The following is a 1,291-nucleotide window of genomic DNA, read 5'->3' on the forward strand; positions in this document are numbered from 1 at the left end:
TCGCCGCCTGGGCGGCACGCGAGGTCGGGCCCGCCGAGAACCGGTGCAAGGTGGCCGGCACGTACTACGTAGTGGTCGAGCGGAACAGTGATCCCGGCTCCAGCACGGAGACGTGGGACACGGAGCTTCGCGTCGTCTCGGAGCCCGGAGTGGCGAAGACCGCCTCTACGACGCCGCCCGAGTCGTGGAACTCCGCCTCGCCCACGCCTCCCAGTGGTACGCGCAAGGAACGCAGGGGAGGCACGGGCTTCAACGACGCCCGGGCGCTGAGGACGGGCGTCTGGGGCGACCGGATCGAGCCAGGACAGACACTCTTCTACCGTGTGCCGGTCGACTGGGGGCAGCAGATCTCCGCCAGCGCCGAGCTGGGCACTGCGAGCGGGGGCGACGAGTACGTCACGTCGGCGCTCGTCATGTCTCTGTCCAATCCCGTACGCGCACGCATCGACGACGCCGACACGGCATACGACGGCGAGCAGAAAACGACCGCGCTGGAACCAGTGGCGCCCGTCGCGTACGAGAACCGCTACTCCCCGATCGACGGCGTGGCCGCCACGCGGTTCGCCGGGTGGTACTACCTCTCGGTCCATCTCAATCCGCAGGTCGCCCGGGAGTTCGGCAAGGGGCCGCTGGATCTGACGCTGCGGGTGAACGTCGACGGCGCAGCGAAGGCGGGGCCCGCGTACGTGGGGACGGCGCGGCCCGCGGATCAGTTCAGCGTCACCGGTCAGGACAAGGACGCTGCGGTGCGGGGCGAGACGGCTGCCGGGGGCGGTAGCGGGGGTGGGAGCGGCAGTGACCGTACGGACGGCATGAGGTTGGTCGCCGCCGGCGGGTTCGGTGCCGGTGCCCTGCTGCTGGCGGTCCTTGGCGTGTGGACGCTGATCGGGCGGCGGCGTGCGGCGGGGGGCCGCGCGATCTGAGTCGGCTCTGGGTCGGGATCGCCGGGTCAGGAGCTGTGGGCCAGGAACGCGGGGTCGGGAACGCGGGTTCAGGAGCTCTGGGTCAGAGCCCAGATGCCCACCGCGAAGCATGCCAGCGCGGCCAGCAGCATCGGGATCGCCACCTTCGGGGGCGGCCCCGGTCGTTTCTGCCGGTGCTGCACTGGTCGGCTCTGGAGTGGAACCTGCGGGGCGTGAGCGGTGTATTGATAAGTAGGAGCGGATACGCGATGCACCGATGGCGTCACGGATTGTGATGGCTCGTGAGCCGGAAGGTGCATGGGGGCCTGCGCTGGGACCGGAACCGGGACCGGAGCGGGTGCCTGAAATGGAGCCGGAGCCGGGGCTGG

At 70.5% G+C, this 1,291-nt stretch carries 1 pseudogene; it reads left to right on the top strand.

What is annotated here, in order from left to right:
- A pseudogene (locus tag ACZ5CR_RS45695) lies at nt 1–923 on the top strand (hypothetical protein); the annotation flags it as partial.
- Between the last annotated feature and the right edge of the window lie 368 nt (nt 924–1,291).

It is taken from the genome of Streptomyces sp. NPDC031274, from assembly GCF_055570235.1.